The 25,680-nt window shown below is 63.7% G+C and carries 20 protein-coding genes and 1 pseudogene; 10 read left to right on the plus strand and 11 right to left on the minus strand.

Translation table 11 applies throughout. The features are described from left to right. The first annotated feature begins 121 nt into the window (after positions 1-121). The 6 genes and pseudogenes from PMM47T1_RS14255 (at position 122) to PMM47T1_RS14280 (ending at position 8,572) form a co-directional block, all read left to right on the plus strand. Positions 122-1,525, plus strand: coding sequence for an efflux transporter outer membrane subunit (locus tag PMM47T1_RS14255; protein WP_081492655.1), 1,404 nt, complete (start codon positions 122-124; stop codon positions 1,523-1,525). Next, positions 1,522-2,694 (plus strand): efflux RND transporter periplasmic adaptor subunit, encoded by a 1,173-nt coding sequence (locus PMM47T1_RS14260; protein ID WP_008370003.1) that lies wholly within the window; start codon positions 1,522-1,524, stop codon positions 2,692-2,694. Before PMM47T1_RS14255 ends, PMM47T1_RS14260 begins: the two co-directional genes overlap by 4 nt. Then, on the plus strand, positions 2,691-5,771 hold the full coding sequence (locus PMM47T1_RS14265) for an efflux RND transporter permease subunit (RefSeq protein ID WP_008370005.1): 3,081 nt from the start codon (positions 2,691-2,693) through the stop codon (positions 5,769-5,771). The genes PMM47T1_RS14260 and PMM47T1_RS14265 overlap by 4 nt, the downstream gene beginning before the upstream one ends. A gap of 23 nt (positions 5,772-5,794) precedes the next feature. Beyond that, a pseudogene (locus PMM47T1_RS14270) lies at positions 5,795-6,616 on the plus strand (histidine kinase dimerization/phospho-acceptor domain-containing protein); the annotation flags it as partial. A gap of 217 nt (positions 6,617-6,833) precedes the next feature. Next, on the plus strand, positions 6,834-7,544 hold the full coding sequence (locus tag PMM47T1_RS14275) for a response regulator transcription factor (RefSeq protein WP_008370009.1): 711 nt from the start codon (positions 6,834-6,836) through the stop codon (positions 7,542-7,544). Between the two features lie 152 nt (positions 7,545-7,696). Next, positions 7,697-8,572, plus strand: coding sequence for a Kdo hydroxylase family protein (locus PMM47T1_RS14280; RefSeq protein WP_008370012.1), 876 nt, complete (start codon positions 7,697-7,699; stop codon positions 8,570-8,572). A 15-nt stretch (positions 8,573-8,587) separates the two neighbouring features. Here PMM47T1_RS14280 and PMM47T1_RS14285 read toward each other — a convergent pair whose 3' ends face one another. Beyond that, positions 8,588-9,766 (minus strand): aminotransferase class V-fold PLP-dependent enzyme, encoded by a 1,179-nt coding sequence (locus tag PMM47T1_RS14285; RefSeq protein WP_008370014.1) that lies wholly within the window; start codon positions 9,764-9,766, stop codon positions 8,588-8,590. A gap of 44 nt (positions 9,767-9,810) precedes the next feature. Beyond that, positions 9,811-11,355: an ArnT family glycosyltransferase gene (locus tag PMM47T1_RS14290; protein WP_043301075.1), complete on the minus strand. Its 1,545-nt coding sequence runs from the start codon at positions 11,353-11,355 to the stop codon at positions 9,811-9,813. A gap of 243 nt (positions 11,356-11,598) precedes the next feature. On the opposite strand from PMM47T1_RS14290, the gene PMM47T1_RS14295 reads away from it, so the two are divergent. Continuing rightward, a complete protein-coding gene (locus PMM47T1_RS14295; RefSeq protein WP_008370018.1) occupies positions 11,599-12,201 on the plus strand; it encodes a phosphatase PAP2 family protein in 603 nt (200 codons plus the stop codon). 87 nt (positions 12,202-12,288) lie between these two features. Next, positions 12,289-13,716, plus strand: a complete 1,428-nt coding sequence (locus tag PMM47T1_RS14300) for an ArnT family glycosyltransferase (protein WP_008370020.1) — start codon at positions 12,289-12,291, stop codon at positions 13,714-13,716. 134 nt (positions 13,717-13,850) lie between these two features. Here the strand turns inward: PMM47T1_RS14300 and PMM47T1_RS14305 are convergent, their stop codons facing one another. The 8 genes from PMM47T1_RS14305 to arnB are packed head-to-tail and all read right to left on the minus strand — an operon-like array spanning position 13,851 to position 22,647. Then, entirely contained in the window at positions 13,851-15,212 is a 1,362-nt protein-coding gene (locus tag PMM47T1_RS14305) for a UDP-glucose dehydrogenase family protein (RefSeq protein WP_008370022.1), read from the minus strand. A gap of 10 nt (positions 15,213-15,222) precedes the next feature. Next, positions 15,223-15,624, minus strand: a complete 402-nt coding sequence (gene arnF, locus PMM47T1_RS14310) for a 4-amino-4-deoxy-L-arabinose-phosphoundecaprenol flippase subunit ArnF (protein ID WP_008370024.1) — start codon at positions 15,622-15,624, stop codon at positions 15,223-15,225. After that, positions 15,621-15,965, minus strand: coding sequence for a 4-amino-4-deoxy-L-arabinose-phosphoundecaprenol flippase subunit ArnE (arnE, locus tag PMM47T1_RS14315; protein ID WP_008370026.1), 345 nt, complete (start codon positions 15,963-15,965; stop codon positions 15,621-15,623). The genes arnF and arnE overlap by 4 nt, the downstream gene beginning before the upstream one ends. After that, complete coding sequence (gene arnT / locus PMM47T1_RS14320) at positions 15,962-17,611, minus strand: lipid IV(A) 4-amino-4-deoxy-L-arabinosyltransferase (RefSeq protein WP_008370029.1); 1,650 nt, start codon at positions 17,609-17,611, stop codon at positions 15,962-15,964. The genes arnE and arnT overlap by 4 nt, the downstream gene beginning before the upstream one ends. Beyond that, positions 17,608-18,492 carry a 4-deoxy-4-formamido-L-arabinose-phosphoundecaprenol deformylase gene (arnD, locus tag PMM47T1_RS14325; protein WP_008370031.1) on the minus strand — a complete coding sequence of 295 codons (885 nt, stop codon included), beginning with the start codon at positions 18,490-18,492 and terminating at the stop codon, positions 17,608-17,610. The genes arnT and arnD overlap by 4 nt, the downstream gene beginning before the upstream one ends. After that, positions 18,492-20,483, minus strand: a complete 1,992-nt coding sequence (gene arnA / locus PMM47T1_RS14330) for a bifunctional UDP-4-amino-4-deoxy-L-arabinose formyltransferase/UDP-glucuronic acid oxidase ArnA (protein WP_008370032.1) — start codon at positions 20,481-20,483, stop codon at positions 18,492-18,494. Before arnA ends, arnD begins: the two co-directional genes overlap by 1 nt. Then, positions 20,480-21,502, minus strand: a complete 1,023-nt coding sequence (gene arnC / locus PMM47T1_RS14335; protein WP_008370034.1) for an undecaprenyl-phosphate 4-deoxy-4-formamido-L-arabinose transferase — start codon at positions 21,500-21,502, stop codon at positions 20,480-20,482. The genes arnA and arnC overlap by 4 nt, the downstream gene beginning before the upstream one ends. Next, the gene (arnB, locus tag PMM47T1_RS14340) at positions 21,499-22,647 is read right to left on the minus strand and encodes a UDP-4-amino-4-deoxy-L-arabinose aminotransferase (RefSeq protein ID WP_008370036.1); all 1,149 of its coding nucleotides are present in this window, start codon (positions 22,645-22,647) and stop codon (positions 21,499-21,501) included. The genes arnC and arnB overlap by 4 nt, the downstream gene beginning before the upstream one ends. Positions 22,648-23,102: 455 nt before the next feature. Here arnB and PMM47T1_RS14345 point away from each other — a divergent pair, with 455 nt between their 5' ends. Beyond that, entirely contained in the window at positions 23,103-24,407 is a 1,305-nt protein-coding gene (locus PMM47T1_RS14345; protein ID WP_008370038.1) for a sensor histidine kinase, read from the plus strand. On the opposite strand, the gene PMM47T1_RS14350 is transcribed toward PMM47T1_RS14345, so the two are convergent. Next, the gene (locus PMM47T1_RS14350; RefSeq protein ID WP_008370040.1) at positions 24,404-25,069 is read right to left on the minus strand and encodes a histidine phosphatase family protein; all 666 of its coding nucleotides are present in this window, start codon (positions 25,067-25,069) and stop codon (positions 24,404-24,406) included. The two genes, PMM47T1_RS14345 and PMM47T1_RS14350, sit on opposite strands and share 4 nt — an antisense overlap. 210 nt (positions 25,070-25,279) lie before the next feature. On the opposite strand from PMM47T1_RS14350, the gene PMM47T1_RS14355 reads away from it, so the two are divergent. Next, complete coding sequence (locus PMM47T1_RS14355; RefSeq protein WP_008370042.1) at positions 25,280-25,546, plus strand: DUF1652 domain-containing protein; 267 nt, start codon at positions 25,280-25,282, stop codon at positions 25,544-25,546. The last annotated feature ends 134 nt before the right edge of the window (positions 25,547-25,680 follow it).

Consider the following 25,680-nt stretch of genomic DNA (forward strand, 5'->3'; position numbering starts at 1 on the left):
ACCAAACCCACCCTAAATAAAAGTTTATTTCCCGGCGAACGCCCTGCCAGCCCCACCCGGTTACCGTCGCACCATTCGTGGACCCTTCGTCCACCCAAGGCTTGACGGAGTAACCGCACCCATGCCCGCTGCTGTACCCACCCTTTCACGCCTCTGGTTATCCTGCGTCGCCGCGCTGTTGCTTGGCGGGTGTTCGCGGGTGCCGGCGTATCACACGCCCACGGCACCCACCGCCGGGCCCTGGAATGCCCGCCAGCCGTTGTCCGCCGCGCCAGCAGCAGGCGGGGCCTGGTGGCAGGAGTTTCACAGTGCCGAACTGGACGCGTTGATCCAGCGCGGGCTGGCCGGCAACTACACGCTGCAGGCGGCCGTGCGACGCATCGACGAGGCCCGGGCCACGGCCCGGGTGGCCGGTGCCCTGCAGTATCCGCAACTGTCGTTGGACGGCAATTTCCAGCGTGAGAACAACTACGGCACCACCGCCAAGCGCAGCGTGGCGCTGGGTGCCAGTTACGAGATCGACTTCTGGGGCAAGCAACGGGCCACCGCCGATTCGGCCAGCGCCCTGGTCGATGCCTCGGCATTCGACGCGCAAACCCTGCGCATGACCCTGGGCGCGAACATCGCCAACAGCTATTTCCAGGTGCTGTCGCTGGAAGAGCGGCTGAAGCTGGCGCAATCCATTGCCGACGATGCCCGCCAGGTGCTGAACCTGGTGGAGGTGCAGGCCAGCCAGGGCGCGGTGTCCAACCTGGAAGTGGCGCAGCAGCGCAACGCCCTGCAAACCTTCGAGGCGGCTATGCCGCCCTTGCGCCAACAGCGCGACCAGGCCCTGTACCAATTGGCGGTGCTGGTGGGTGCCGCGCCCCAGGGCTTCACCTTGCAGTCGGCGGCCCTGGACGGCATCACGGTGCCAGCGCCCAGTGCTGGGCTGCCGGTGGGCCTGTTGCGCCAACGGCCCGACATCCAGGCCGCCGAAGCGCGGCTGCGTTCGGCCAATTTTGATGTAGGCGTCGCCCGCGCGGCGTTCCTGCCCAACCTGTCGCTGAACCTGTTGGGCGGCATCGACACCCTGGGCACAGGCCAGATCTGGAGCGCCATCGGCACCGTCAGCCAGCCGCTGTTCCAGGGCGGTCAGCTCGAGGGCCAACTGGCCTTCGACAAGGCCCATGTCCAGGAAGGCATCGCCACGTACCGCGAGTCGGTGATCGAAGCCTTGCAGGACGTGCAGACCCAACTGAGCGCCAGCCGCGAACTGGACAAAAGCTATGCCCTGAACCAGGCCGCCGTCGATTCGGCCCGCGAGGCCGCGCGCCTGGCCCAGGTGCGCTACCGCCTGGGCTCCACCGACTTTCAGACGCTGCTGATCGTCGAACGCACCCAGTACCAGGCCGAAGACACGCTGTTGCAGGTGCGCTTGCAGCACTTGCAGGCGGCGGTAGGGCTGTTCCGTGCCTTGGGCGGTGACTTCACCCCATCTGCCACCCTTGCCTCCAACTCTGTTACCCAGGATGCCCAGCCATGAGCCGCTCGTCTTCTCCCCGTCGCCTGCGCCTGGCTGCCCTGGCCGTTGCCGTCATGGCCCTGGCCGGTGTTGGCCGCTACAGCTGGATAGCCCATGTTCAGGCCGCAATGCCTAAAGCCGCGCCCGCGGCGGTGCCGGTGCACGTGTCCCAGGCCAGCCAGATGGACGTACCGGTGTGGCTGTCGGCCATCGGCAATGTGCAACCGCTCAATAGCGTCAACGTGCGTGTGCGCGCCGACGGCGAGCTGACCCAGGTGCTGTTCAACGAAGGCCAGATGGTCACCGCCGGCAGCCTGCTGGCGCAGATTGACCCGCGCACCTACCAGGCCCAGGTGGCTCAAGCCCAGGCGTTGGTCACCAAGGACCAGGCGCAACTGGCCAACCTGCGGGTCAACTTGCAGCGCGCCAGCAAACTGGCCGAGGCCAAGGCCGGCCCGACCCAGGACGTGGACACCTACACCGCGCAACTGGCTGCCCAGCACGCTGCCGTGCAGGCCGACCAGGCGGCGCTGGACAACGCGCGCCTGCAACTGGGCTTCACCCAAGTGCGCGCGCCGTTCACCGGGCGTACCGGCCAGCGCCTGCTGGACGTGGGCTCGATTGTGCACGGCGCCGAGGCCACCGGCCTGGTCACCCTGACGCAGATGGACCCGATTTCGGTGGCGTTCGCGGTGTCCCAGGACGACCTGGCGCAAATCCTTCAACAGAACAGCCAGCAGCCTCTGGAAGTGGTTGCCATGAGCCGCGACGGCCGCCAGGAAATCGCGCGCGGCACACTGACCTTCATCGACAGCCAGGTGGCCACTGCCAGCGGCCAGGTCCAGCTCAAGGCGCAGTTCGACAACGGCAAGCAGCAGTTGTGGCCCGGCGAGCTGGTCAGTGCGCGGTTGCTGATCAATACCCAGCGCGCGGCCACCGTGGTGCCGGCCAGCGCCGTGCAATTGGGGCGTGACGGCGACTATGTGTACGTGGTCAACGCCCAGCAGCAAGTGGAGCCGCGCCAGGTGAAGGCCTCGCCCATTGTGGTCGACGGCAAGCAATGGATTCGTGACGGCCTGGCCCCGGGTGAAACCGTGGTCACCGTGGGCCAGTCGCGAGTGGCGCCCGGGGTCCAGGTGTCGACCGTCAACGAGCAGGCCGTGGCCACGGCCGCCGGGGTGCAGCCATGAACGCCCTGGCCAGCCTGATTCCACGCCGCGTGGGCCTGAGCATGCTTGCCCTGGGGGTGATGCTGCTGGGCGTGTTCGCCTACTTCAAGTTGCCGGTGGCGGCCTTGCCGACCGTGGACTTCCCCACCATCCAGGTCACCGCCTTGCTGTCAGGCGCCAACGCCGAGACCATGGCCAGCGCCGTGGCCACGCCGCTGGAGCGGGCCTTCGCGGCCGTGCCCCAGGTGACCTCGATGACTTCCTCCAGTGCGGCCGGCAAGACCCAGATCGTCTTGCAGTTCGACCTGTCGCGCAACATCGATGGCGCCGCCCAGGACGTGCAGACCGCCATCAACGCGGCGGCCTCAAACCTGCCCAAGACCATGACCAGTCAGCCGACTTTCAACAAGGTCAACCCGGCCGAGGCCACGGTGCTGTCGATTGCCCTGACGTCGCCGGTGCGCACGCTGCCCGAGCTGAACCAGTACGTGGACAACTACATGGCCCAGCAGCTGTCGCAGATGCCAGGCGTGGGCATGATCGACTTCCACGGCCAGCAGAAACCGGCCATGCGCATTCGCATCGACCCCGACCGCCTGGCCGCGCGCGGCCTGACCCTGGAGGACGTGCGCAGCATCATCGGCATCAGCACCCTGGACCAACCCAAAGGCAACCTCGACGGCCCCAACCGCACCATCACCCTGGGCGCCACCGACCAGTTGCTGGACGCGGCCGATTACCGTGACCAGGTGGTGGCCTACAAGAGTGGCGTGCCCATCAAGGTCAGTGACATTGGTGATGTGGTGGCCGGTGCCGAAGACACCGAACAGGCGGCCGCCCTCAACGGCCAGCCCACGGTAATCGCCGACATTCACAAGCAACCCGGCTACAACGTGCTGGACACCATCAACCACATCAAGGCGCGGCTGCCGGCGTTGATGGCGCAGCTGCCGGCCGATGTGCAGGTGCACATCGTCGGCGACCGCACGCAAACCATCAGCGCTTCCATCGACGACGTGCAGTTCACCCTGTTGCTGGCCATCGGCCTGGTGGTGGTAGTGATCTTCCTGTTCCTGCGCAAGGCCACGGCCACGCTGATCCCGGCCATGACCATTCCGCTGTCGCTGGTGGCCACGTTCGCGGTGATGTACGTGCTGGGCTACAGCCTGGACAACCTGTCGATCATGGGCCTGGCCATTGCCGTGGGCTTTGTGGTGGACGATGCCATCGTGGTGATGGAAAACATTGTGCGCCACCTGGAAATGGGCAAGTCACGGTTGCAGGCGGCGGTGGAGGGGCTGCGCGAAGTGGGCTTCACCATCATATCGATGACGGTGTCGCTGATTGCCGTGTTCCTGCCCATCCTGCTGATGAGCGGCATTGTCGGGCGCCTGATGCGCGAGTTCGCGGTCACGGTCAGCGTGGCCATCATCATGTCGTGCATCGTTTCGCTGACCATCACGCCGATGCTGTGTGCCTGGCTGCTCAAGCCCCACGCCGACGACGAGCCCGAGGGGCGCTTTGCCCAGGCCTGCGAGCGAGCCTTCATGGCCGTGCACAATGGCTACCAGCGCAGCCTGGACTGGGTGCTGGGCCACCAGCGCCTGACCCTGGCGGCGGCCATTGCCACCGTGGTGGCCACGGGGCTGCTGTACGCCAGCATTCCCAAGGGCTTCTTTGCGCAGCAGGACACCGGCCTGATTACCGCCGTGGCGGAAGCGGCGCCAGACATTTCGCCCCTGGCCATGCGTGCCCAGGTGAGCAAGCTGGCCGCCATCGTTGGCCAAGACCCGGCCGTGGACAAGGTGTACTACTGGGTGGGCCCCAACCCCACCATCAGCCAGGCAAAAATGATGATTGCGCTCAAGCCCTTTGCCCAGCGCAGTGTCAGTGCCGGCCAGGTGATCGCACGGTTGCAGGCACCGCTGGCGAAAGTGCCGGCGATCAAGCTGTTCATGCAGCCCAACCAGGACATTGTCATTGGTGGGCGTGCCGCCAAGACCCAATACCAGTACACCCTGCAAGACCCCAACACTGTCGAGTTGAACCAGTGGGCCGAGGTGCTGCTCAAGCGCCTGCAGGCACTGCCGCAGTTGCAGCACGTGACCTCGGACCAGCAGAACGCCGTGCCCCAGGCCACCCTGGACATCGACCGCGAATCGGCTGCGCGCCTGGGCGTGTCGGTGCAGGCCATCGATGACGTGCTGTACGACGCCTTTGGCCAGCGCCAGGTGGCGACCATGTTCACCCAACTCGACCAGAACCACGTGATCCTTGAACTGGACCCTTCCTGGCAGGTGTCGCTGGCCACCCTTGAACACCTGTACGTGCGCTCCAGTGCAGGCGGTATGGTGCCGTTGAACATGCTCACCCACCTCAAGCGCGAGCTAGTGCCGATTGCCATCAACCACCAGGGCATCTTCCCGGCCATTACCCTGTCGTTCGACCTGGCCCCCGGCATGGCTTTGAGCGACGCGGTCAACGCCATCAACCAGAACACCCTGGCCGCTGGCATGCCGGACAGTGTGCAGGGCAGCTTCCAGGGCACGGCCCAGGCATTCCAGGACTCGCTGAAGTCGCAGCCCTGGCTGATTCTGGCCGCCATCGTCACGGTGTACATCGTGCTGGGCGTGCTGTACGAAAACGCCATTCATCCGCTCACCATCATTTCCACCCTGCCGTCGGCCGGTTTCGGTGCGCTGGTGGCGTTGCTGCTCGGTGGCCTGGACCTCTCGGTGCTGGGCATGATCGGCATCATATTGCTGATCGGCATCGTCAAGAAAAACGCCATCATGATTGTCGACTTCACCCTGCAGGCCCAGGCCGAGGGGCGCAGGCCCCAGGAGGCGGTGCGCGAGGCGTGCCTGCTGCGCCTGCGGCCCATTCTGATGACGTCGCTGGCCGCGTTGCTGGGCGCCGTTCCGTTGGCGTTCGGCCATGGTCCGGGCTCGGAGTTGCGGCAGCCGCTGGGCGTCGCCATTGTCGGCGGGTTGCTGGTGTCTCAGGTGTTGACGCTGTATACCACCCCAGTGGTCTATCTTTGGTTTGAGCGTCTGCGTATGCGCAAGGCGGCCACCGCCCACACCGTGACCCCGTGAACGATCAGCCAGGCCACAAGCACATGGAATATCGACACAGCCTTACACAACGGATTGTCATTGTATTTGCCTTGATGACCACCTTGGTGGCCGGGGTGTTTGCCGTCGGCATCGTCGCCACCGTGCACGTGGTGGAGAAACGCCTGGTGACCGATAGCCTGGGTGGCAGCCTGCAGCGCATCCTGCTGATGGACGACATGAGCGCCTGGCGTCCGCGGCCGGAACGCGATGAACAGTTCTTCGCCCAGGAGGCGCCCGGCGACCTGGCCCTGCCAGCCAACCTGCAGGCCCTGCCGCCGGGGTTCAGTGAACTGATGCGCGACGGCACGGCGTGGTATGCGATGGTGCAGGTGCTTAACGGGCGCAAGTACGTGCTGCTGCGCAATCAGCAGGGCTTCGATGCGCGCGAGCGCGTGTTGTTCGCGGTGGTGATCAGCGGCTTCGTGCTCAGCGTTGGCGTGGCCCTGCTGCTGGGCTGGGTACTGGCGCGGCGGGTGATGGCGCCGGTCACGCGCCTGGCCCGGCAAGTGCACCACCGTGATCGACTGCTGGAAGTGGCGCCGCCCCTGGCGCCCGATTACGCCAAGGATGAAGTGGGTGAACTGGCGCGCTCGTTCGACCAGACACTGGGGCGCCTGCGCCTGGCGCTGGGGCGGGAAAAGCTGTTCACCAGCGACGTCAGCCACGAACTGCGCACCCCCCTGATGGTGGTGGCCACCTCCGGTGAACTCTTGCAGGAGAACCCCCGCCTGGCGCCGCACGACCAGCAGCAGGTGGCCAACATTGTGCGTGCTGGCCAGGAGATGAGCGAACTGGTGGATACCTTGCTTCAGCGTGCTCGCGCCGACGGTGTGCATGGCCCGGGCAAATGATCGAACGCGCGCGCCAAAGTCGCTATGAGATTGAGCAGGCTGGGGTAATACTGCCCGCACAATGCGCGTCACGCGTTTTTGACGGTCGTCATGCTATAGACCTTCCGAAATTCAGCGAAGCGTCAGCGCCACGACACAAAGCGGCGCGGCGGGCGCACAGAAAGTACAAGAAAGAAGTGGGGGCGGATGTATGCAAATTCTGGTGGTTGAGGACAATCGCGATATCCTCGATAACGTGACCGAGTACCTGCAATTGCGCGGCTGTGAAGTCACCCGCGCGGAAGATGGCCTGAGTGGCCTGCACCTGGCGGCCACGCGTTCGTTCGATATGGTGATCCTTGACGTAATGCTGCCGGGCATGACCGGTACGCAGGTGTGCCAGCGCCTGCGCGAAAGCTCGCGGGCCGACACGCCGGTGATCATGCTCACCGCCCGCGATGCGTTGACCGACCGCCTGGACGGCTTCAAGGCCGGTGCCGACGACTACCTGATCAAGCCGTTCGCGCTGTCGGAACTGATGGCGCGTATCGAAGCGTTGGTGTGGCGTTTCAAGCGCAAGAGCTCGCGGATTCTCAAGGTGCATGACTTGCACTACGACCTGGACACCTTGCAGATCACACGGGCGGACATGCCGCTGCGGCTCAACCCCACCAACCTGAAAATGCTCGAGCTGTTGATGCGCCGCAGCCCGGCCGTGGTGACCCGTCGCGAGCTGGAGGAAAACGTATGGGGCGAATACACCCCCAACAGCGACAGCTTGCGCAGCAACCTGCACCTGTTGCGGCGCATGGTCGACAAACCGTTCGGCGCGCCGTTGATCCACACGATTCACGGCATCGGGTATCAGTTGGTGTACAAGGGCGCTGAGACCGAGCCGCAGGCACGCGACGATATTGTCTGATGCAACCCATGTTTCGACGAAATTTTCATGTTGTTACAAGTTCGATGGGCTATAAATGGAAATATTTTGTAAATATTTCAACAGATGCCCATTTACCGCAGGAAGCGGGCATCTTTGCACATGCTGCACATGGATCTGCGAAGGCGAATTTTATGACTGAAGTTGTCAGCTTGCCCCTCACTGCCTGGAAAGACACGATCGAGGCAGGGGTTCAAGCCCGTGGTATTGCAGCGCTGGAGGCCGGCAACGTACTGGCCTTCCCGGACCTGCGTTTTGAAATCGACGAACTGGAGCTCGACCTGCTGGCCCCGCGGGTGGGCGGCAAGAGCAAGAACATCAGCTTGTCCCCGCGCGGCGACGCGCTGAAGGGCGTGGAGGGCGATGAAGCCCGTGCCCGGCAGATGCAGGCCATGGTCGGGCGTTTTGCCGATTTCGCCGAAACCCTTACCCGCAATTTGCTGCAGCCCTATGCCGGTTCGTTGCAGCGCGCACGCACCAGTTTTCGCCCCGAGGAAATCGCCGGCCGCCAGTCGTCCTGGCGCAAGGATGACACACGCCTGCACGTGGACAACTTCCCGTCCTCGCCCACGCGCGGCAAGCGCATCCTGCGCGTGTTCGCCAACATCAATCCCCAGGGCGAACCACGCTGCTGGCGCCTGGGCGAACCCTTCGAACAGCTGGCCCACCGCTACGCCAAGGCGTTGCCCAAGCCCGTGTGGGGCTCGGCCACGGTGCTCAATGCCCTGGGCATTACCAAGGCGCCGCGCAGTGCCTATGACCACTACATGTTGCACCTGCACGACCACATGAAGGCTGACCAGGCCTATCAGGACACGGCGCCGCAGAGTGTATACGAGTTCCAGGCCGGCACCACGTGGATGGTCTTCACCGACCAGGTGTCCCACGCTGCCACCGGTGGCAGATGCGCTCTGGAGCAGACCTTCCTGCTGCCGATAGACGCTATGCAGGACATTGAACGCGCGCCGCTGCGCGTGCTTGAGCGGCTGATGGAACGCAAGCTGGCGTAGCCATACCTGTACGCCTCAGAGGTCGCGCAGTGCCGTCACCAGCGCGTCCAGCTCTGCTTCGGTGTTGTAGGCGTGCACCGAGGCGCGAACGACCTCGGGGAGGCCGCGTCGCTGCATGTCCAGCCAGGTCGAGCCAGCACCTGCCACGGTGACGTTGATGCGGGTGGCCAAGGCGGCCAGGCGCTGCCTGATTTCGCCGGGCGCGTGCCGGTCGCTGGTGAAGGTCACCAGCCCTGTCAGGGGGCGGCCTGCGTCCTGGCAGTGCACGCCGGGCAGTTCCGCCAGCGCCTGGCGCAGGTAGGCGCCCAAGTGCTGGATGCGGGCCCACAGGTGGTCCACGCCGCAGTCCAGCGCGTAATCCACGGCCGCACCAAAGCCCAGCGTTGCCGCCACGTTGTGTTCCCAACTTTCGAAGCGTCGGGCATCGGCGCGTATCTCGAATCGGTCGGCGCTGACCAGCGATGCAGCGTGCAGGTCCAGGAAGGGTGGCTCCAGGCGTTCGCACAGCGCCTGTTCGATGTACAGGAAACCGACCCCGCGCGGCCCTCGAAGGTATTTGCGACTGGTGCCGGTCAGCATGTGGCAGCCGATGGCCTTGACGTCCAGAGGTATCTGGCCGGCCGCCTGGCAGGCATCCAGCAGGAACACGACGTCCGCCGCACGGCATAGCGCACCAATGTCATGCACCGGCTGCACGGCGCCGCCGTTGCTGGCAATCATCGGCAACGACACCAGGGCCACCCCCGGACGCGCTAGCCGCGCCTGCAAGGCGGGCAGCGATACCTGGCCGTGGGCATCATTGGGCAGCACTTCGATCTCGATGCCGCGGCGTTGCTTGAGTTGCAGGTAAGGAATGTAGTTGCCGGCGTACTCGCTGATCGAGGTCAGCACCACATCGCCGGGCTTGAACGGCAGGGCGTAGAACAGCATGTCCCAGGCGCGGGTGGCGTTGTCGAGGATGGCGATTTCCGTGGGCTGGCCATTGAGCAAGCGGGCGACTGAGGTGTACACGGCAGCCACCTCGGCATGGGCCGCGTCGCCTGCCTCGTAGCCACCCAGTAGCACCTCTTGATGCAGGTGGTGGCTGACCGTCTTCAGCACCACCCGGGGCGTCAGGGACGCGCCGGCATTATTGAGGTGGATCAGCTGTTCGCAGTGAGCGGTGTCGGCACGCAGCCGGTCAAGGTCGAGCATGGGGCCTCATCGAATGGCAGATGCATGAGGCCCCACCATAGCAGTCACGGCTGGCGTTGGACTACCGCCGTGGAAGTGGCGCTGGGGATGAAGGCAATGCTCTGATTGTCGTGGGCACGGAACAGTCGCGCACCGTTGTTGGGCTGAGTCATGACCATGTCATGGTCTTCGGCCAGGTAACGCAAGGGCAGCTGCTTAAACGTCGGGTATTGGGCGAAGATGATGGTGCGCGCCGGGTCCCATGTCTGTCCTGTGCGCTTGGCCAGCCAGGCCATGAAGTCAGCGCTGGTGCCTTCGCGGGGATAGTCCTCGTTGGCGGCGATGTAAGTAAAAGGCGCACCGTGATTCTGCACGTACATCGGCAGCTTGTTGTCCACTTCCAGCATCACCAGGTGCCACTGGTCCCAAGGCGCCTGCTCGCTGGCGCGGGTCTGCACGTCCTGGCCAAAACGCATGATGCCACCATTGCCGTTGGTCCAGGGGTAGATAACCCCCACGATCAGGATCATCAGCACGGCGCTGATGCCAATGCCCCGTTGCCAACGCCGGGCGCTGGCCGGGCGGTTGGCCAGGTACTGGGTCAGCCATGCAGCACCCAGCAGTTGGGCAAAGGGCACCAGCGGCAGCACGTAGTAGCTGCGGCGGCTGCCACAGGCGGTGAAGAACGCAAACATCAGGCCCAGGCCCAGCACCAGCCAGCGCGTGCTGGCATCGGTGGTGCGCCAGTTACGCACGGCCAGCCACAGGCCGATCATCCAGCACGGAGCCCAGGGCAGGGTGTACACCGGCAGGTACAGGAAGTAGGTATAGAGGGGGCCGAAGTTATCGAACGGCTTGAAGAAACGCACCACGTTTTCGCGGATCACCAGCGCCAGGCCGCTCTCACCATAGGTGGGCTGGCCGTACAGGTGCGACAGCACGAACGGCACCATGTACACCAGCCCGGCCACCACCAGGGTCGCGAGCAGGCGCAGGTTCAAATGACGCTTCCAGCGGCTCTCGCCAAGCAGATGCGGCAGCAGCATCAACCCCGGCAGAATGAAGCCGATCAGCCCCTTGAGCAGCGACGTCAGTGCCAGCATGAGGAAAAACGCCGCGTAGCGGGAAAAGCTCGTGTCCAGCGGGTCGCGCCAGTACCACCACACGGCCGCCAGCACACCGAACACGGTCAGTACGTCGGCAGTGGCCACCCGCGACCACACCAGGAAGTAGAAGGTGGTTGCCAGCAGCCAGCCGGCGATCAACCCGGTGCCCTTGCGGAACAGTTGTTCGCCGATCAGGTACACCAGCCAGATGCTCAGCCACGCGGCGATCACCGAGGGCAGGCGCAGCGACCAGTGCCCCAGGCCACCCAGCAGCCCGGCGGTGGCCGTGATCAGCCAGTAGGAGGGCAGTGGCTTGTCGTAGTAGGGCGCGCCCTTGAGGTAGGGGTCGAAATAATCGCCGCTTTGCAGCATCTGCAGGGCGATATTGGCCCAGCGGGTTTCGGCCCCCCACAGCTCCCGTTGGCCCAGGCCCAGCAACAGGGCAATGGCGGATACGCCCAGCAGCAGGATAAGCGCTCCGCGCTCGGTCTTGAGAAAACCCATCAAGGTGTCTTTCATCGGTCAATCAACGCCTGGCCAGAAGTGTACGAATGCTGGTCGCTCATGGACCAGGGCAAGGAAGGCTAGGCGACGGGGCGTTGCGATTGCGTGACTGAAATGAGAAAAAACCGTTGAGGGGACTTTGCAGGAAATCGCTGTTCGTTGACCGCCATTTCACCTCGTTTTGACTGATGGCCTTTCACACTGGCGACGCATTCATCCCCCCTGACCGTGCCGGAGACCCCGATGCTGGAAGCTTTGAACCGTTCCCTGTTCTTGTCACTCAATGCCAGTGATCATCCGTCCGCTGTGCTGCTGGCTTTGGCTCTGGGCATGGGGCAATGGCTGATCTACGCCATTCCGGCACTGTTGCTGGGGTTGTGGCTCTGGGATGCGCGGGGCAGCCGTGGCACCGTACTGGTGGCGGCATTGGCGCTGTTGGTGGCGCTGTGCGGCAACCAGTTGATCGATCTGGTGGCCTTCCACCCCAGGCCGTTCATGATTCCCTTGGGGCACACCTTCCTGGACCATGCGGCCGAGACGTCCTTTCCCAGCGACCACGCCACGGTGTTCTTTGCCCTTGGAGTGGCGTTCTGTTGCCAGCACCGGCGCAGGCTGGGAATGTTGCTGGTGGGGACAGGGGTGCTAGTGGGCGCTTCGAGGATTTACTTGGGCGTGCATTTTCCCTTTGATATCGTTGGTGCGTTGCTGGTGTCGGTCGCCAGCGTCTGGGGGTTGCTGGCGGTGCTGGGCAAGGCGCCCGTGCACGTGGGGCTGCTTGAGCGTCTGGAGCGCCTGTATCGGCGGCTGTTTGCCTTGCCTATCCAGCGTGGCTGGGTGCATGGCTGAATATTGGCTGTCGGGTTGCGCAAGATTCACCCCACTGCCATGGCAGTCCCGTACAGTCTTCGTTCTCTCATCTCGGACCCCCCGGACATGACGTCGAAACGCCCTTTTTTGCTGTTGCTGGTGATCACCTGCCTGCTGTTTTTCGTGGCCCTGGGCAGCTATCAACTGCAGGGTTCCACCGAAACGCGGGTGGGCGGTATTGCCATGGAAATGCACCTGCTGCAGGACTGGGTGACACCGCGCCTCAATGGTGAGCCGTTCCTGGAAAAACCCCCCTTGAGCCTGTGGCTCGATAGCGTGGCCCTGAGCGTGTTCGGCCCGCGCACCCTGTCAGTCCGTTTGGCCTCGGCACTGGCCGGGTTGTGCAGCGTGCTGCTGCTGTTCGGCTTCCTGCGCCGTATAGGCCGCCCTGCCACCGTGGCGATGACGGCGGGGTTGATGCTGGCCACCAGCGCCAGTTACTGGGCCAATGTGCGCCAGGTGGGCGAGGACTCGCTGCTCAGCCTGGGCGTGACCCTGGCCTTGCTGGCGTTCTACCAGGCCAGCCAGCGCCGCAGCGTCGGCAGTGCCCTTTTGTTCGTCGTGGGCATTGCCATTGCCACCCTGAGCAAGGGCATGTTGGGCCTGGCCATGCCCGGCGTGGTGATCTTCGCCTGGCTGGTGGCCGAAACGGTACAGCAACGCCGCCTGCAAGTGGGGCGCTGGCTCTGGCCTGCCGGGTTGACGGTGGTGGGGCTTGTTCCCTTGATGGTGTGGCTGGGGTTCCTGTATCAGCAGGGCGGCTTCCAGGCGCTCAAGGAATTGCTGTGGGCCAACAGTGTGGGGCGTTTCGATGGCTCGTTCACCGATGCGGGGCATTTCGAGCCGTTCTACTACTACCTGGGCAAACTGCCCCAGGCGTTCCTGCCATGGAACCTGCTGGTGTACGTGGGGCTTTGGCATTTGCGCAAGCAGTGGCGAGTGCAACCGCATCTGATGTTTTTCAGCCTGTGGGTGCTGGCGCAGTTCACCCTGCTGACCCTGGCGTCGAGCAAACGCATGGTTTATCTGACTTCGCTGGCGCCTGCGGCAGCGGTGATCGGCACCGAATACGCCATGGTGCTATTGGCGCGTTTGCAGGCCTGGCGCGGCAATGTGCAGTGGCATCGGGCGGCGGCAGCGGTCATGGGTGTTGTGGTGGTGGCTTTCCTGGGGGTGGCGATCTGGGTGGTGCCACGGGCTGACCACGAAGAGTCGTTTCTGCCGGTGACCGATCAGATTCATGCCTACCAGGCGCAAGGGCGCCACGTGGCGCTGGCCATGCCCAGCGAGCGCCTGGCGGGGGCAGGGGTGTTTTATAGCCGGAGCCTATTGCCCGCGTTGCCCACCGATGAGGCGGTGACGCAGTTTTTGGCGCAGGCGCCGAGCAACGTGGCGGTGATGGAAATGAGCGATGAACCGCAGGTGGGCGTTACGGTGCTGAACAAGGTGATGGTGGGGGGCAGGGCGTTCTACTTCCTGACCGGCCGGGACTGAGCCGGAGCGGCCCCTGGCCGCGAACCAGGCGCCGCAGTTCGGGCACGCCGTGCGTGCCTTCGCAGCCTGCGGCGGCTTCTACGAGGCGGCGTCTTGCGACGCGGTGTGTCAGGCACACCGCGTCGCCAGGGGGGTCACTGCCACTTCTGGTGCGGAATGGGCAGGTTGCACGACTCGCCACGGCCGATGGGGAAGTAGGTGATGCCTTTCTGCGCCAGGCGCTCCACGTCGTACAGGTTACGACCGTCGAAGATCACCGGGTTGGCCAGGCGCTTCTGGATCAGGTCGAAGTCCGGGGCCTTGAACTGTTGCCATTCGGTGCAGATGATCAGCGCGTCGGCGCCGGCCAGGGTGGCTTCCGGGGTGCCCATCAGCATCAGGTCGGGCTGCTCGCCGTACAGCAGTTGGGTCTGTTGCATGGCTTCAGGGTCGAACGCGCGCACCTGGGCACCGGCCGCCCACAGCGCTTCCATCAGCTCACGGCTCGGCGCGTCGCGCATGTCGTCGGTGTTGGGCTTGAAGGCCAGGCCCCAGACGGCGAAGGTGCGGCCCTTGAGGTCGCCCTTGAAGTAGGCTTTCACCCGCTCGAACAGCTTGTGCTTCTGGCGCTCGTTGATGGCTTCCACGGCCTGCAGCAGGTCGTTGGAGCAGTTGGCGGCCTCGGCGGTGTGGATCAGCGCGCGCATGTCCTTGGGGAAGCACGAACCGCCATAGCCGCAACCGGCGTAGATGAAGTCGTAGCCGATGCGCGGGTCGGCGCCCATGCCCAGGCGGATGGCCTCGATGTCGGCACCCAGGTGCTCGGCCAGCTCGGCGATCTGGTTGATGAAGCTGATCTTGGTGGCCAACATGCAGTTGGCGGCGTACTTGGTCAGCTCGGCGCTGCGCAGGTCCATGAACAGGATGCGGTCGTGGTTGCGGTTGAACGGCGCGTACAGGTCGCGCATCACGTCGCGCACTTCCTGGCGTTCGCAGCCGATGACGATACGGTCCGGGCGACGGCAGTCCCGTACCGCCGAGCCTTCCTTCAGGAATTCGGGGTTGGAGACGATATCGAATTGCAGGGTACGGCCGGCTTCGGCCAAGCGTTCGTTGATGTGCTTCTGCAGGGCGTCACCGGTGCCCACCGGCACGGTGGATTTTTCCGCGATGATCAGCGGCTCCACGCGGTGACGGGCAATGGCGTCGCCCACCGAGAACACGTATTTCAGGTCGGCGGAGCCGTCGTCGCCAGACGGCGTGCCCACGGCGATGAACAGCACTTCACCGTGTTCAATGGCCATTTTTTCGTCGCTGGTGAAATGCAGGCGACCGCTGTCCAGATTCTCGCGCACCAGCGCTGAAAGGCCGGGTTCGAAGATGGTGACATGGCCCTTGGACAATTGGTCGACCTTATGCTGGTCGACGTCCATGCAGATCACGTCGTGACCCACTTCGGCCAATACGGTGGCTTGCACCAGACCTACGTAACCACTACCGATAACACTGATTTTCATTGCGCAGATCCTATGACTTGTTGCCGTGTGTACGTCGCGAGTTGATGGTCAGCACACCGAGGATAACCAGCGTCACCCCCAAGCTTTTCAACAGCGAAAAATGTTCATTGAACGCCGGCAGGCTCGCCGCCAGCAGGTAAACCAGTGCATAGCTGACGCTCAGCAGCGAATACGCCCGGCCCAGCGGCAGGTGCTGCAACGCACCCAGCCAGCACAACATCGACAGGGCGTAGGCGAATATCGCTGCCATCACCACCCCCAGTGCCAGCCATGGCACAGGCCCGTTAAGGAGTGTGTCCCACCACTGCGCCGGTACCGGCAGGCGCGTCATGCTCCAGCGCATGCCCAGTTGTGCGGCGCTGACCAGCAGCACACTGCCGCTCGCCAGGGCAAACCCCTGTGCGCGGCTCATGCCTGCCACCCCAGCAACAGCACGCCGGCCATCACCACACCGACGCCCAGCCAATGGCGGGCATCCACGGGTTCCTTGAAAACAAACTTGGCCACCAGCGTAATCAGCACAAAGTTGAGGCTGAGCATGGGGTAGGCAATGCCCACCTCCAGGTGCTGCAACACCAGCAGCCACAACAGCAGGCCCAGGCCCAGGCACACCAAGGCCAGCCACAGCCACGGCGTGGCCAGCTTGGCCATGGCGCCGCCAGGGGCGTCACGCCAGGACTCCACCGCCAGTTTCTGCGCGATCTGGCCCAGGCAGGTGAGGGTGCAGGCCGCCAGCAGCAGAAGGAAAATCATGGCGCAGCCTGGTCGAAGATGAAGATCTTCAGGTTGCCCTGTTCGAAGCGTTTGCCGTCCTTGGGCAGCAACTCGACTTCGTGCACTTCATCATCGCTCTTCACGCGCATCACCACGCCCACCGAGCCCTTGCGGCGTGCCTCGGTCATCCAGGCCTGCACCTGGTCCAGTTCCACCTGGCGACCGCTGGCGTCCGGGTAGCTTTGACCATACTTGGTCTCGCCTACCGTGTTGTACAAGTACACGGTAGGGCGGGCCACGTGCCAGGCCAGCGCCGAGGCGGCGCCCAGGTCGTTGCTGAGCAACGTCTGCACCTGGCGCAGTTCATCGGTGTGCCGGGCGATAAACGCATCCGGGGTCTTGTTGTTGACAATGGTGTCGGGCAACGCCGACGGCAGCATTGCCACCAGCAGGCCCATGCCCACGGCCGGTGCGGCCCAGAATCGCAGCGGCCTGGCCCAGGCCAGCAGATTGACGACGGCCACGCTGGCCAAGGCCACGAGGGCCAGCGCCAGGTGTTGCGGTTCGTCCACGAATACCGGCTTTTTCATCTGCAGCCAGGCGATGGCAGACAGGCCAATGAGGGCGATGGCCAGGTTGAGAAGGGCGTTGGCGCGCAGCATCCGCGTCTTGCCGTCGGCCATCGCCTTGTTCAGCGCATGGCCCACCAGCAGCGCCAACGGCAGCATGCACGGCAGAATATAAGTAGGCAGCTTGCCGCGGCTCAGGCTCAGGAACGCCAGCGGCAGCAATAGCCACAACAGCACGAACATCACCTTGTGGTTGCTGCGGGCCTGCCAGGCGTGGCGCGCGGTGGCCGGCAGCAACAGCGCCCACGGCAAGCTGGAGGCGGCCAGCAACGGCAGGTAGAACCAGAAAGGCTGGGAGTGCTGCGCGTCATCGCCGGCAAAGCGGCGGATGTGCTCGTGCCAGAAGAAGAACGACCAGAAATCCGACTCCTGGGCATTGACCATCAGCGCCCAGGGCGCCGAGACCAGCACGGCAACCAGCACACCGAACAGCCCGTAGCGCACCAGTTCGCCGAAGCGTTTCTGCCACATCATGTAAGGGGCGGCGATCAGCACTGGGAACACCCAGGCCAGGAAGCCCTTGGTCATGAAGCCCATGCCGCAGGCAAACCCCAGCAGCCCCCAGTTGACCAGGCGTGCACGCGTGGTGTGGCTGTCAACCGCAAACCACAACGCCACCAGGCTCAGGTTCACCCACAGGGTAAACTGCGGGTCCAGGTTGGCATAGCCGGCCTGGCCGGCCACCAGGCCGAAGCTCATGTACAGCACGGCGCAGATCAGGCTCTTGCGCTTGTCGCCCCACAGGCGGTTGGCCGCAAGATAGGTCAGCACCACGCTCAGGCCCAGGCTCAAGGCTGAGGCCACGCGCACGCCGAACAGGTTCTGGCCGAACAGCCACTGGCCGATGGCGATGAACCAGTAGCCGGCGGCCGGCTTTTCAAAATAGCGAAAACCCATGAAATGCGGCGCGGCCCATTTGCCGGTCAGCAGCATTTCCTGGCTCATTTGCGCGTAGCGGGTTTCGTCGGGAATCCACAGGCCATGGAAGGGCAGGGGCAGCAGGTAGAAAAGCCCGAATGCCAACAGCAAGACGGGCAGGGTCCAGCGCTGGCTCATGGTCGTTGAACCCCGAGCCAACCCTCGCGGCCTTCCAGCACGCCGCGTGTCAATTGTTCCACCGGCAGGCTGCCGGTGTCCTGGGGCAACAGGTTGCCCAGCGGTTGGAACTGTATCTGTCGCTCGCGTGCCGTTGCCAGCAAGCGGCGGAAATCGTCAGCCATCAGAATCCCTTCAACCTCGGCGTGAATGGTGTAGTTGTTCAAGCCTCCAGGCTTGAAGCGGTCCAGGATAAAATCATTGAAACCGGCAGCACTGACCGTCGGCCCCACCACCTCGTCAAAGGTGGGCAGGTCCACCGGCACTTGCACGGTGCCCGGCGAGCCATCGGCCAGGCGCGGTTGGAACAGGTGGCTACCTCGGCAATCGCTGTTGTAGCGAAAGCCGAAGTCTTCCTTGGCCTGCACCACGCGCTCGTCGGCGCGCCAGCCGGCGGCGGCGGAGCAGTCGATGCGCTGCCCGAGGATATCGTTCAGGGTTTCAACGCCCTGGCGGATCTGCTCGTGCAATTGCGCGTCGCTCCAGGTCCCGGCGTTGGCCTGCCAGCCATGGTGATCCCAGGCGTGCAGCCCCACTTCGTGACCGGCATCGCGGGCCTGGCGCATCAGGTGCCCCAGGTCTCGACCGATGGGCTTGCCGGGCCAGGCGGTGCCGGCCAGCAAGATATCCCAGCCGTAGAGACCGGCGGCATTGGAGCGCAGCATTTTCCACAGGAATTGCGGGCGGATCAGGCGCCACAAGTGGCGCCCCATGTTGTCCGGCCCGACGCTGAAGAAAAACGTGGCTTTTACCTTGGCTTCGTCGAGCAGTTCCAGCAACCGCGGCACCCCTTCACGGGTGCCTCGGTAGGTGTCGACGTCGATGCGCAGACCTGCCTGCATTAACGCTTGCTCTCGATTTCAACCATGGCTTCGCGCAGGAAGAAGTCCAAGGTTTTGCCGATGGTTTCGCTCAGCTCGATGGTTGGGGTCCAGTCGATCAGGCGACGGGCGTTCTCGATGCTCGGGGTGCGGTGGGTCACGTCCTGGTAGCCATTGCCGTAGAACGCCTTGCTTTCGATTTCACGGAAGCCTGCGAATGGAGGGAAGTTGCCGCGCAGTGGGTGGGCTTCGAACTGACGCAGCAGCTCTTCGCCCAATTGGCGAATGCTGGCTTCGTTAGTCGGGTTACCAATGTTGATGATCTCGCCGTCGCACTTGCCGTCGCGGTTTTCGATGATGCGCGCCAGTGCTTCGATGCCGTCGTCGACGTCGGTGAAGGTACGCTTCTGTTCGCCACCGTCCACCAGGCGGATCGGGGTGCCTTCCACCAGGTGCAGGATCAGCTGGGTAATGGCGCGCGAGCTGCCGATACGCGCCGAGTCCAGGCGGTCCAGGCGCGGGCCCATCCAGTTGAATGGACGGAACAGGGTGAACTTCAGGCCTTTGTCGCCGTAGGCCCAGATCACGCGGTCCAGCAGTTGCTTGGAGACCGAGTAGATCCAGCGCTGCTTGTTGATAGGGCCGACGATCAGGTTCGACGTGTTCTCGTCAAAGTGGCTGTCCTGGCACATGCCATAGACTTCCGACGTGGACGGGAAGATCACGCGCTTGTTGTACTTCACGCAGTGACGAACGATTTTCAGGTTTTCTTCGAAGTCCAGTTCGAATACGCGCAGCGGGTTACGGGTGTATTCGATCGGGGTGGCGATGGCCACCAGCGGCAGTACCACGTCGCACTTCTTGATGTGGTATTCGATCCACTCGGAGTGGATGCTGATGTCGCCTTCCACAAAGTGGAAACGCGGGTTGCCGCGCAGGTGCTCAATGGCGTCGGAACCGATGTCCAGGCCGTAGATTTCATAGCGGTCGTCGCGCAGCAGGCGCTCGGACAGGTGGTTGCCGATGAAACCGTTGACGCCCAGGATCAGTACGCGGGTGCGGCGCACAGGGCGGCCGGCGGCCTTGCCGATCAGTTTGGAGCCGTCTACCAGGCCCAGTTCGCGAGCCAGTTGCGGGCCGCTCAGGTACAGGCCGTCATTGTTGCGCTGGCCAGCGGTGATTTGCAGGGCGTCGGTGCCGCAGGCGATGCGCAGCGGTTCAACGCTGATCACGTGGCCAGGCTCGAAGCCCTGGTTGCCGGCGACGACTTCAGCGCCCCAGACAATCAGCTTGTGCTCGCCCACGGCGCAGAAGGCGCCTGGGTAAGGTTGGGTCACGGCGCGGACCAGGTTGAACAGCTCTTCAGCCGGGCGGCTCCAGTCCAGCAGGCCGTCGGCCGGGGTGCGGCGGCCGAACACGGTGGCTTGGCTTTCGTCTTGGGCGGTTTCGCTGACTTCGCCTTTGGCCAGCAGGGGCAGGGTTTCGTTCAGCAGGACGCTGGCCGCTTCACGCAGTTTGGCGTGCAGGCTCAGGGCGGTGTCGGAGCGTTCGATGGCCACGCGTTGCTGGGCAATGATGGCGCCGGCGTCGGCACGCTTGACCATGCGGTGCAGGGTAACGCCGGTTTCGGTTTCGCCTTTTACCAGCACCCAGTTGGCTGGAGCGCGGCCGCGGTAGCGGGGCAGCAGCGAACCGTGCAGGTTGAACGCGCCTTGCTTGGCGCAGGCCAGCACGGCTTCGCTCAGCAAGTTGCGGTAGTAGAACGAGAAGATGAAGTCGGCGTCGAGCTTGGCGATGCGCTCGATCCAGATCGGGTGGTTGGCGTCTTCCGGTGCGTGTACCGGGATACCCTTGCGGGCGCACAACTGGGCAACCGAGCCGTAGAAGTTGTTTTCCTTGGGATCGTCGGCGTGGGTGAAGACGGCGGCGATGTCATAGCCTGCCTCGAGCAGGGCATTGATGCCGGCGCAACCGATATCGTGATAGGCGAAGACAACAGCTTTCTGGTTCATGAGGCAGCCTTGCTGGAAGAAATGGAAATCGAGGATTCAGGGTGAGGCTCGGTGTTGCCGCCAGCAGGTTCGTTGCTGCGCAGCACCTTTTCGATAAAGAAGCGCGGGCGGGCACGCACGTCGCTGTACATGCGGCCCAGGTATTCACCCAGCAGGCCCATGCCGATGAATTGCGCACCGGTGAACACGAACAGCACGGCGAACAGTACGAAGGTACCGTGGCCCGACCAGGCGGCGCCGTAAATCATGCGCAGGGCAATCAGCGCCACGGCGAACAGCATGCCCAGGGCCGCCATGCCGATGCCGACCACGCTCAGCAAGCGCAGGGGCGTGGTGGTCATGCAGGTGACCAGGTCGAACATCAGGCTGATCAGGCGCATGGGGCTGTACTTGGAGTCGCCATGCTCGCGTTCGGCGTGCTGCACCAGCACCTCGGTGGTGTGGCGGGCGAAGCTGTTGGCCAGGATCGGGATGAAGGTGCTGCGCTCGCGGCAGGCCAGCATCGCGTCGATGACGCTGCGGCGGTAGGCGCGCAGCATGCAGCCGTAGTCGCTCATGGCCACGCCGGTGGAACGTTGCACGGCCAGGTTGATCAGCTTCGACGGCCAGCGGCGCAGGGCCGAGTCCTGGCGGTTGTTGCGCACGGTGCCGACCACGTCGTAGCCCAGCGCGGCCTGCTCGACCAGGCGCGGAATTTCTTCCGGCGGGTTTTGCAGGTCGGCGTCCAGGGTAATCACCAGGTCGCCGATGCACTGTTCGAAACCGGCCATGATCGCCGCGTGCTGACCGTAGTTACGGTTCAGGATCACCGCCACTACAGGGCTGCCCGGGCGCTCGGCGGCGTCCTGCAGGATGTCGGCCGAGGCGTCGCGGCTGCCGTCGTCCACCAGCACGATCTCGTACTTCTGGGTCAACTGGGCGCAGGCCGCTTCAGTGCGGCGCAACAGCTCCGGCAGGCTCTGTTCTTCGTTGTACACCGGTATCACGATGGACACGGTGTTGATCGGATAAGGTCTCACGGGCGGTGGTCCAGGGTTTTTTCAATGGCGCAGGCAACGCGCTCGATGTCATCGAGGGTCATGTCGGGGAACAGCGGGATGGAGCACAGGCGGGCCGAGTTCCATTCAGTGTTGGGCAGGTGCACGTCCGGGAATTTCTGCCGGTACCAGGTGTGCAAGTGCGTGGCAATGAAGTGGATGCCGGTGCCAATGCCTTGATCTTGAAGCCCTTTCATGAAGGTTTCGCGATCCATGCCACAACGTTCCGGGTCGATGCGCAGGATGAACAGGTGCCAGGCGTGCTGCTGCGGCCAGGTGGGCTGGGTCAGCGGCAGCACCGGCAGGTGCTTGAGACGTTCCAGGTAGGCCTGGGCCAGTTGCGCGCGCTTGGCGTTGATAGCGTCCACGCGCTCCAGTTGCACCAGGGCAATGGCGGCGTTGATGTCGGCCAGGTTGTACTTGAAACCTGGTTCCTGAACCATCGCCTGCGGCTTGCGGCCATGGGTCATGCGGTCATAGGCGTCCACGCCCAGGCCGTGGAATTTGAGCATGCGCACGCGGTTGGCAAAGGCTTCATCATCGCTGACGAACATGCCGCCTTCGGCGCAGGTCATGTTCTTGATGGCGTGGAACGAGAAGATTGCCGTGCCCTGGGCACCGATCTCGCGCCCGCGGTAGTGGGTACCCACGGCGTGGGCGGCGTCTTCGATCACACGGATGCCGTGGCGCTCGGCCAGGCTGTACAACGGATCCAGGTCGAAGGCGGCGCCGGCGTAATGCACCGGGATGATGGCCTTGGTGCGCGGGGTGATGGCCGCCTCGATGGCGCTGACATCCGCCATCAGGGTGTCGCGATCAACGTCGACGAACACCGGCGTGGCGCCCAGCAGGCAGATCATGTTGGCGGTGGACACCCAGGTCTGGGACGGGGTGATGACCTCGTCGCCCGGGCCGATGCCCATGGCCAGCAATGCGATGTGCATGGCGCCGGTGGCGGAGGACAATGCCACGGCATGGGCACAACCGACGCGGCGAGCAAATGCCTGTTCGAGTTCCTGGGCCTTGGGGCCTGTGGTGATCCAACCGCTGCGCAATACCTGCTCTACTGCAGCGATCTCCTGGTCACCCATGCTCGGACGGGAAAAGGGGAGAAAACTTTGATTCATGGCATCCTCGGAATCTGACAGGCTTATGCGCTTCATGCGTCATACATGTCCCACTTTAGTCGCAGGACGATCCGTTATAGAGAGAGATTATTACCGCCGCAAGCTGAACGAACGCTTGCTGAACGAATCATTAAGAAATCTGATACATCTTTACTGGACGTCTGTATTTCCTTGGGGATTGAAAGGGAATTTTACCCAGGCGTATGTAGGAAATGTCTGAAGCTGAAGGTGGGAAAAGGCCCACACTGAACAGATCGTCATTCTTGCTGCCAAAGGTGCCTTTTGATGTGTCAAAAAAGAGTGAGTGACAGATGAAAATGCTGTCTCGGTGCCAGCTCTTGCGTTTATGAACAACTCTTTGACAACTGCTGCGGTAAAAGGAGGCTGGTAAACTGCCCTCCCACGTGTGTACTGCCTGCCCGGACCCCTAGCATGATGCTGAGCCCCCTCTCCCTATGACGTCGATCCTGTCTCGCTGGCGAACCAAACGCTCTCGACAAAGCCTGGCCCAACGCATCGTTGTCGTCTTTGCCCTGATGACCACCCTGGTGGCCGGCGTGTTTGCCGTGGGTATCGTGGCCACGGTGCACGTGGTCGAGAAAAAGCTCACCACCGTGGGCCTGGGCGGCAACTTGCATCGCATGTTGATGATGGAAAACCGCGACGAGTGGAACCATCGCCCGGAGAAGGACGAGCTGTTCTTTGCCGACGACGGCCAGGGCGACATGCTCATGCCCCCGGACCTGGCGGCGCTGGAGCCTGGGTTTCACGAGGTACGGCGCCTGGAGCGCAGCTGGTACGCCATGGTGCGGGTGATCAATGGTCGCAAGTACGTGCTGTTGCGTGACCAGCAAGGGTTCGAAGAGCGCGAGCGCCTGCTGTTCGGCGTGGTGATCACCGGTTTCGCGCTCAGCCTGCTGGGTTCGATCCTGCTGGGCTGGCTGCTGTCGCGCAAGGTCATGGCGCCGGTGATCCGCCTGGCAGGCCAGGTGCGCCACCGCGACCAGTTGCTGGACCTGGCGCCGCCCTTGGCTCCGGACTACGCCGCTGATGAGGTGGGCACCCTGGCCAAATCCTTCGACGACACCTTGGGCCGCCTGCGTTCGGCGTTGGTGCGCGAGAAGCTGTTCACCGGCGATGTCAGCCATGAACTGCGCACACCGTTGATGGTGCTGGCCAGTTCCAGCGAGTTGCTGCTGGAAAACCCCGGCCTCGACCCGCGCGCCCGCGAACAGGTGTCGCGCATTGCCCGGGCCAGCAGCGCCATGCGCCAGTTGGTGGATACCTTCCTGTTGTTGGCTCGAGCGGAAAACGCCGAAGGCGGCCAGGGGCAGGGCGCCAGCATCGAGCAGGTGGCACAGGAGCTCATCGAGACCTGGCGCACGCCAATCGAGGAAAAAGGCCTGGAGCTGGTTTACCTGCCGCAAGAGGCGGGTGAGGGAGCCTTCAACCAGACGTTCCTGGGTGCGGTGATGGGCAACCTGCTGCGCAATGCCTGGCACTACACCGATGAAGGCTTCATTCGCCTGACCCTGCTGCCGGGCGGCTTCAAGGTGGAGGACAGTGGTATCGGCATTCCGGAAGAAAAGCGCCTGGAGATGTTCCGTCCCTTCGTGCGGGGCGATGAACAGCGTGGCGAGGGGCTGGGGCTGGGGTTGTCGCTGGTGCAGCGGATCTGTGTCAACGAAGGCTGGTCAGTGACGCTGACCAGCCGCGAGCCACACGGCTGCTGTTTCGAGGTGCGCCTGGCGCTGGTTTAACCCTTGAAGTGGCGCAGCAAGCGCGGCCACTCGGAGGCGTTCAGGTCACCCAGTACCTTGGGTGTGCCGGTAACGGGGTCGATGGAGACAAACAGCGCGCTGGCATAGCCAGGCCCGTCGCTACCGTGAATGCCGGCCTGCTGCTCGAGGGCATTCATGCACTCGCTGTGGGTCACCAGCACCATGTTGTGGCCGGGCTGCTTGTGCGCCACCACGTCCTTGAGCATGGTCTTGCGGCAGTTCATCAGCCAATCCTGAGGCGTGGCGGCGGCGCCGAACATGAACATGGCCGTCTGTTGGGTGCGGGTCAGCGGGCTGGTGAGCACCTGGGCATTGCCCATGCCCAAGGCCTGCAGGCCGTCGCCGACATTGCTGGCCACGCGGCTGCCGGCCAGGGTGATGCCGTCGGCGTCGCCCAGGCAGGCGTTGTTGGAGCGGTCACAGCGTTCGCCGTGGCGAACCAGTACGGCCACGTTGCCGGCCTGCCAGGCGGCCTTCAACCCCGAGTGACGCATGGCCTTGCCATCGGCAAGGTCAACCGCGCCCGTGGGGTGCAGCGCCCAGGCGGCCACTGCCGCCGCCACCAGCCCCGTGGCAATGACACGGCGGCGCAGGGTGAACCACCGCAAGGGCAGGGTCTGGACGGCTGAACGTACCGGCATGTGGGCTCCAGGGAGCTGTTAAGGTGGCGGCACTATAGGGAGCGGGGGGTTAACATCCGGTGAACGGAATGTGAAAATTTTAATGAGTGGCTGAAACGATTTCCCTCCCACTCTCGTCGCCTGCCCGTTGCAGCCTCGAAAAACTGGGTATATACACTGGATTTACAGCGCATCTTGCGCGCCGAAACTGCCTGAACGAGGATGCCGAAGATGATGACACTGGGACTCTGTTCACTGGAACTTCGCAACATAATCGAGTGTGCTTTCCTGCCGGCCCGTTGCACTTGCACCGTGGCGCCGGACCAGTCACTGACCGTTCAGGTCACCGACCCGGTCACGGGGCACGTGGAGCTGATGGTTACCGGTATTTCGACCGATCGTCTTAGCAGCAGTCGGGCCATTTCCGACCTGATTGCCGAGCTACGCTACGATGTAGAGCACAATCGCCACACATTCCCTCGTGCCCTGGCGGGTTGAGGGCTAACCCGGTGCCGCCCGGCGGCACCGGGGCTAACGCGGATTTCTAAATTTAGTTTCATGTGGTTTCATGGAACTTGTCTCTGAACTGTCATGTGTCCGATTCGTAATGGCGTCAGTTTTTTAACTGACCT

It is taken from the genome of Pseudomonas sp. M47T1, assembly GCF_000263855.1.
Taxonomy (GTDB): Bacteria; Pseudomonadota; Gammaproteobacteria; order Pseudomonadales; family Pseudomonadaceae; genus Aquipseudomonas.

Bases quoted from the DNA above. Each gene is read 5' to 3' on its own strand.
- PMM47T1_RS14255 (WP_081492655.1), top strand. From the start codon at position 122: ATGCCCGCTGCTGTACCCACCCTTTCACGCCTCTGGTTATCCTGCGTC.
- PMM47T1_RS14260 (WP_008370003.1), top strand. From the start codon at position 1,522: ATGAGCCGCTCGTCTTCTCCCCGTCGCCTGCGCCTGGCTGCCCTGGCC.
- PMM47T1_RS14265 (WP_008370005.1), top strand. From the start codon at position 2,691: ATGAACGCCCTGGCCAGCCTGATTCCACGCCGCGTGGGCCTGAGCATG.
- PMM47T1_RS14275 (WP_008370009.1), top strand. From the start codon at position 6,834: ATGCAAATTCTGGTGGTTGAGGACAATCGCGATATCCTCGATAACGTG.
- PMM47T1_RS14280 (WP_008370012.1), top strand. From the start codon at position 7,697: ATGACTGAAGTTGTCAGCTTGCCCCTCACTGCCTGGAAAGACACGATC.
- PMM47T1_RS14285 (WP_008370014.1), bottom strand. From the start codon at position 9,766: ATGCTCGACCTTGACCGGCTGCGTGCCGACACCGCTCACTGCGAACAG.
- PMM47T1_RS14290 (WP_043301075.1), bottom strand. From the start codon at position 11,355: ATGGGTTTTCTCAAGACCGAGCGCGGAGCGCTTATCCTGCTGCTGGGC.
- PMM47T1_RS14295 (WP_008370018.1), top strand. From the start codon at position 11,599: ATGCTGGAAGCTTTGAACCGTTCCCTGTTCTTGTCACTCAATGCCAGT.
- PMM47T1_RS14300 (WP_008370020.1), top strand. From the start codon at position 12,289: ATGACGTCGAAACGCCCTTTTTTGCTGTTGCTGGTGATCACCTGCCTG.
- PMM47T1_RS14305 (WP_008370022.1), bottom strand. From the start codon at position 15,212: ATGAAAATCAGTGTTATCGGTAGTGGTTACGTAGGTCTGGTGCAAGCC.
- arnF (WP_008370024.1), bottom strand. From the start codon at position 15,624: ATGAGCCGCGCACAGGGGTTTGCCCTGGCGAGCGGCAGTGTGCTGCTG.
- arnE (WP_008370026.1), bottom strand. From the start codon at position 15,965: ATGATTTTCCTTCTGCTGCTGGCGGCCTGCACCCTCACCTGCCTGGGC.
- arnT (WP_008370029.1), bottom strand. From the start codon at position 17,611: ATGAGCCAGCGCTGGACCCTGCCCGTCTTGCTGTTGGCATTCGGGCTT.
- arnD (WP_008370031.1), bottom strand. From the start codon at position 18,492: ATGCAGGCAGGTCTGCGCATCGACGTCGACACCTACCGAGGCACCCGT.
- arnA (WP_008370032.1), bottom strand. From the start codon at position 20,483: ATGAACCAGAAAGCTGTTGTCTTCGCCTATCACGATATCGGTTGCGCC.
- arnB (WP_008370036.1), bottom strand. From the start codon at position 22,647: ATGAATCAAAGTTTTCTCCCCTTTTCCCGTCCGAGCATGGGTGACCAG.
- PMM47T1_RS14345 (WP_008370038.1), top strand. From the start codon at position 23,103: ATGACGTCGATCCTGTCTCGCTGGCGAACCAAACGCTCTCGACAAAGC.
- PMM47T1_RS14350 (WP_008370040.1), bottom strand. From the start codon at position 25,069: ATGCCGGTACGTTCAGCCGTCCAGACCCTGCCCTTGCGGTGGTTCACC.
- PMM47T1_RS14355 (WP_008370042.1), top strand. From the start codon at position 25,280: ATGATGACACTGGGACTCTGTTCACTGGAACTTCGCAACATAATCGAG.